Origin of the sequence: Armatimonas sp. (assembly GCF_043757465.1) — a bacterium.
Taxonomy (GTDB): Bacteria; Armatimonadota; Armatimonadia; order Armatimonadales; family Armatimonadaceae; genus Armatimonas.
The window spans coordinates 1-5,518 of the sequence record NZ_JAYVPL010000093.1; the positions used below are offsets into that span (position 1 = coordinate 1).

5 protein-coding genes are annotated in these 5,518 nt (G+C 62.1%); all 5 read left to right on the forward strand.

What is annotated here, in order from left to right:
* Positions 1–209: hypothetical protein (locus ACH2ED_RS12330; RefSeq protein ID WP_395091426.1), on the forward strand; the 209-nt coding region annotated here is incomplete at its 5' end.
* Positions 203–1,114: a WD40 repeat domain-containing protein gene (locus ACH2ED_RS12335; RefSeq protein WP_395091428.1), complete on the forward strand. Its 912-nt coding sequence runs from the start codon at positions 203–205 to the stop codon at positions 1,112–1,114. The genes ACH2ED_RS12330 and ACH2ED_RS12335, both read left to right, overlap by 7 nt.
* A gap of 15 nt (positions 1,115–1,129) precedes the next feature.
* Positions 1,130–2,155: an ATP-binding protein gene (locus ACH2ED_RS12340; RefSeq protein WP_395091430.1), complete on the forward strand. Its 1,026-nt coding sequence runs from the start codon at positions 1,130–1,132 to the stop codon at positions 2,153–2,155.
* A gap of 24 nt (positions 2,156–2,179) precedes the next feature.
* The gene (locus ACH2ED_RS12345; RefSeq protein ID WP_395091431.1) at positions 2,180–2,602 is read left to right on the forward strand and encodes a hypothetical protein; all 423 of its coding nucleotides are present in this window, start codon (positions 2,180–2,182) and stop codon (positions 2,600–2,602) included.
* Between the two features lie 6 nt (positions 2,603–2,608).
* Positions 2,609–5,260 (forward strand): WD40/YVTN/BNR-like repeat-containing protein, encoded by a 2,652-nt coding sequence (locus ACH2ED_RS12350; RefSeq protein WP_395091433.1) that lies wholly within the window; start codon positions 2,609–2,611, stop codon positions 5,258–5,260.
* The last annotated feature ends 258 nt before the right edge of the window (positions 5,261–5,518 follow it).

Consider the following 5,518-nt stretch of genomic DNA (forward strand, 5'->3'; position numbering starts at 1 on the left):
CCACCGCGCCCAAACCCCAGATATTCCCCAGAGGCCATCGCTTTTCCGGGGCCGGTGCGTCGCTACAGCGCAGTCAAAATCGGTCGGAACACCGCCAGCTCACGGTATCCCGCTGGGGCAATGCGGTCGTACACGAGCCCATCGGGCGGATTCTGGACGTGCGAACGGGGAAGGCACTGGTCACCCTGGAGGGAACCACCGGATGGTAAATGCTCCCAAATCTCTCACGCGCTCCCTAGGCTGCCTGGGAGTGATTTTCACCCTGGCTAGTATCGGCCAGATGGTTTCCTACTCCGGCTACCCCGGGGAAAATGTCGAGGGCGCCGTCTTTTCCCCGGACGGGAAAATTCTCTACGGAATCGGGGGGGACTACACACCAAACCACTGGGGCGGCGTGCTCACGGCCTGGAATGCCGAAACCGGTCGGCGGCTCTGGCGGCAGGAGCTCAAGGATAACCTGAACAACAACGATGCCCTCAGCCTCTCCCACGATGGCAAGACTCTCGTGCTCAATCGCTACGACCATCTGGCGTTTCACGACACCACAACAGGCCGACAGGCACGGCGGCGACCATTACCGCACGCGAGCTACGGCAGCCACTCACTTTTGATGCCTGTACCGTTCACCTCAGACGACAAAGAAATCCTGGTGGCGATGGACGGTGGTATCCTGGAGATTTGGGATGCGCAGAGTGGCAAGCCCCACGGCAAGCTGCACTTTTCCCGCACCGACATCCTCCACGGCTGCGCACTGTCGCCCGATGGCAAGCGCCTTGTGGTCTACCAGGGCAACCAGCTAATCCTGCGCGAGTGGCCGACAAACAAAGCACTGGCAAAGCAAACCGTCCAGGAGACCCCTTATTTTAATGGCCATAATCCCCTGCGCTTCTTCCCCGATGGAAAAGGGGTGCTGTTTGACGAAAGTGTTTGGAATCCCGCCGAGAAGATCCTGCGCCCCTGCAACTCAGACGAGACCCGACTGACGTCTCCGGAGGGCACCCGGTTTGTCGCACTAGAGCAGCGCCAAGGAGGAAGAAACTGGCGCGAGCCGCTGGGAACGATCACAAATCTCCAAGGTAGCACCGTGGTACTGGAAGGCAAGACGGGCTGGTAGGGTATAACGTAGCCCATGCCTTTCTCGGAGATCCTGGGTCAAGAAACTGCCATTGCAAGCCTCAAAGCGGCGCTGGAGCGCGATGCCGTGCCGCAGGTCTATCTGTTTGTGGGGCCGGAGAGCGTGGGGAAGACCACGACCGCGCTGGCGTTTGTGCGGGCGCTCTTTGGCAACACCCCCGTGCACAACAAGCGCATCGGGGAGAACCAGCACCCGGATCTGACACGCATTGCGCCCGACGGTGAGCTGACCCGCATCTGGCAGCTCTGGAACCGCCCAGGGCACCCCACCGGCGCTCTGGAGAATCTTAGCTTTGCCCCCATCAACGCCCCCCGCCGCGTCTATCTCATCGAGCGGGCGGAGACACTCAACGAGGAGTCGGCCAACTCCCTGCTCAAGGCACTGGAGGAGCCGCCCCGCTACATTCAGTTCGTGCTCTGCGCCCCCAGCGTCACCAGTGTCCTTCCCACCGTTCTCTCGCGCTGCCAAGTCGTGCGCTTCTCCGCCGTTGCCCGTACCACGATCCAAAAGGCGCTCACTGCTCGTGGCATCGCGGATGCCGCAACCATTGCCGCCTACGCCGAGGGGGCACCGGGCCGTGCGTTCCGCCTCGCCGAGACCGACGAGCTCAAAGACCAGCGCGGCGCCCTTTTAGACCTCGCGCACCGGATCGCGCTCTCCCCCCCAATCGCGGCGTTTCGCCTCGCCGAGGATCTGCGCAAGCTCTCCGCGCCGCCCAAAGCCAAAAAAGGTGAAGAGGAACCCGAGGAGAAATCGTCGCGCGGTGACATGGGCCGGGCGCTCGATGTGCTCGCCACCTGGTACGGCGATCTGCTCCAGCTCTCGTTGCGCGGCCCGGATGCCCCGATTCTTCACGCGGATCGCCGCACACAAGCGCGTGAGGCCGCCGCCAAGTACCGCCCCGAGCAGCTTGCCGCCTGCCTTGAGGCGCTCTTTAAATCCCGTCGTCATCTGGCCCGCAACGCCAACGCCCAGCTCGCGACCGAAGCGCTTCTGATGAAGCTGGCTCCGCGAACCTAGCGCCGTGACCGAGAACCTAACGCCGTGACCGACACGCTTTTTCTTGTAGACTTCCGGCGGGCCTGCACCAGCAAGTACTGCCCTTTCTGTGCACTGGTCACGCAGACAGCAAGGCGTTATTTCAGCTCCCTCCTCAATGGATTCACGCTTGCACCGGACATCCACCAGCGGCTCGCACGCTCCCAGGGGTTCTGTCGCGCCCACGCCTGCCTGCCTCACTTTCCCTGCCTGCCTCACTTTCTTCGCCTGCTTGAGATCGCGTCCATGGATAGCACTGCTCGCTGGCTGGCGCACGTCCAGCGGCAGCACCTTGCGGCCCTTGCGGCACAACTGGATGCGTACCGCCGCAGGGACTACCAAAAGACACCGAGCGAGGCCGAGAGCTGGATTCGCGCTCTCGCCCAGACCGTGGGCCTGCCCCACGCCTTTGGGGAGGTTGTGGAATAATGGTGTATGCTTTCCAAAGTTCTTGCCTCTCTCTTTAGCCTCGCCGTCTTTGTGCTTAGTGCGCCGTTTATGCTTCGGGCGCAGGCACAAGTTGCACAGCAACGCTACGACTGCCTACAGTGGCGCTGTATTGGCCCCCACCGTGGCGGTCGTACGGTTGGGGCGGAGGGGATTATTGGACAGCCCAATGTGCTCTTTATTGGAGTGAACAACGGCGGTGTCTGGAAGACCACGGACTACGGGCACACCTGGAAGCCGATCTTTGATGACCAGCCCACCGGCAGTGTGGGCTGCCTTGCCGTGGCACAGAGCCGACCGACCACGCTCTATGTGGGGAGCGGCGAGGGCCTCCAGCGCCCGGATCTTTCCGTGGGCGACGGGGTCTACAAAACCACCGATGGCGGCAAGTCCTGGGTCAACACGGGCCTCAAAGACGGCTGGCAGATCAGCGATCTTTGCGTAGACCCGAGGAACCCCGACCGAGCCTTTGCCGCCGTGCTCGGGCACCCGTACGGCCCCAATACGACCCGTGGGCTTTTTCGCACACTTGATGGGGGCAAGTCCTGGCAGCGCGTGCTCTACAAAGATGCCAACACGGGGGCGGTCGAGGTGGCGCTGGATCCGACCAACCCGCAGACGGTCTACTGCTCGCTCTGGGCCGCTCGCCAGGCTCCCTGGGAAAACGGCACCTGGCAGGGCACGACCAGCGGGCTCTTCAAGTCCACCGACGGCGGCACGACCTGGACGGCGCTCATCAAAGGACTGCCCACGATTGCGCAAGGCCTGGGCCGCATCGGGTTCTCGGTCTTCGACTCCAAGCGGCTCTATGCCACAGTGGATGCCACAAAAAACGGAGGGATCTACCGCTCCGATGATGGAGGAAAGTCCTGGCAGCTCACCAACGCCGAGCCACGCCTCTGGAGCCGTGGCAGCGACTTTGCCGAGGTGCGCGTTGATCCCAAGAGCCCGCACACAGTCTACGCTGCCAATACGTCTCTCTATAAATCCGTAGACGCCGGGAAGACTTTTGTCTGCCTTAAGGGGGCACCGGGCGGCGATGACTACCACAGCATCTGGATCAACCCCCAGAATCCACAGCTCATTCTGCTCGCCGCGGATCAGGGGGCGACCGTCTCCGTCAATGGCGGGGAGACCTGGAGCTCCTGGTACAACCAACCCACGGCGCAGTTCTATCACGTGATCACCGACAATCAGTTCCCCTACTGGGTCTACGGTGGCCAGCAAGAGAGCGGCTCGGTGGGGATTGCCAGCCGGGGCCAAGACGGGCAAATTACCTTCCGCGACTGGCACCCTGTCGGTGCGGAGGAGTATGCCTATATCGCGCCCGACCCGCTCAACTCGGACATTATCTACGGCTCCAAGGGCTCGAAGTATAACCGTAAGACCGGAGAGATCACCGATGTCCGGCCAAAAATCGAGGGTCTGCGCTACTTACGGACGATGCCGATGCTCTTCTCCGAGGCGGACCCACATCTACTGCTACTCGCCAGCAACCGCCTGCTCAAAACGCGCGATGGCGGCGCGAGCTGGGAGGCCATCAGCCCGGACTTAAGCCGCGAGACTTGGGATGTCCCCACCCCGTTTGCCGCCGTCTCCGACCAGGGCAAGACCATGCAGCGCCGGGGAGTGATCTACGCCGTGGCACCGTCGCCACTAGACGCAAAAGTGATCTGGTGCGGCACCGACGACGGCTTGCTCTGGCTGACCCGCGATGAGGGAGTCGCCTGGAGTAATATCACGCCGCCCGAAATCACGTCGTGGAGCAAGATCGCCCAGCTGGAAGCGAGCCACTTTGTGGCGGGCAGAGCTTATGCCGCCGTGAATCGCCTGCGCTGCGATGACAACAAGCCCTATATCTACAAAACCGATGACTTCGGCAAGACCTGGAAGCTGATTGTCGGAGGGTTGCCCGACAATGCGCCGGTGAACACCGTTCGGGAAGATCCCAAAAAGCCCGGCCTTCTCTACTGCGGCACCGAGCGCATGGTCTGGTTCTCCAGCGATGATGGGGCGCACTGGAACCCACTGCGACTGAACATGCCCGCGACCTCCATCCGTGACCTTGTGGTACACGGCGACGATATCGTGGTGGGCACGCACGGGCGCTCGTTCTGGATCCTGGACTCCGTCACCACGCTCCGGCAGCTCTCCGAGACTCGAACCGACCTCTACGCGCCGACAGTGGGCTATCTGGTGGAGTGGAACCGCAACTCCGACACGCCCGTTCCCCCAGAGGAGCCCGCGGGCCAGAACCCGCCCGATGGTGTCCCGCTCGACTACTACCTTGCCTCGTCGGCAAGATTAGTCACGCTGGAAGCGCTGGACGCCCAGGGAGCTGTCGTGCGTCGCTGGAGCAGCGACGATAAACCCGAGGGGCTTGATCCCCTCAAGCTCACGGTAGATCCACGCTGGGCACGCCCCTGGCAAAGCCTCCCCCTCCAAGCGGGGGCACATCGGCTGGTCTGGAACCTGCGCACATTCGCACCGGCGCGGGGCCTGGGCATGGACGCGATCTGGCGAAACACCCCCACCGCCAAGGGAGCCTGGGTCGCCCCTGGAACCTACACACTCAGGCTCAGCGTGGACGGCAAGGCAATCGAGCAGAAGCTAGACATCCGTACAGACCCGAGAAAGTAAAAGAGAAAGATGCAATTGAGACCGTTCTACAATTGAGAGCGTTCTGAGTGAGATCCATTTGGAGAACCATCTGCTCTTCCCGCGTGCCCCTGCCAAGCAAGGGGTGAAGTCATGATACAGTTCGGCGCACTGCCCGCAGCGGGCTTCGACGAGCCTATCCAAACTCCAGTCATGGGTTGAGCGGGGGCAAAATTCCCGCCTTGCAAAATGTGTAGTGAAGCATTTTCATACGGATTGTACTCCATAACCCTGTGAAGG

Bases quoted from the DNA above. Each gene is read 5' to 3' on its own strand.
- ACH2ED_RS12335 (WP_395091428.1), top strand. From the start codon at position 203: ATGGTAAATGCTCCCAAATCTCTCACGCGCTCCCTAGGCTGCCTGGGA.
- ACH2ED_RS12340 (WP_395091430.1), top strand. From the start codon at position 1,130: ATGCCTTTCTCGGAGATCCTGGGTCAAGAAACTGCCATTGCAAGCCTC.
- ACH2ED_RS12350 (WP_395091433.1), top strand. From the start codon at position 2,609: ATGCTTTCCAAAGTTCTTGCCTCTCTCTTTAGCCTCGCCGTCTTTGTG.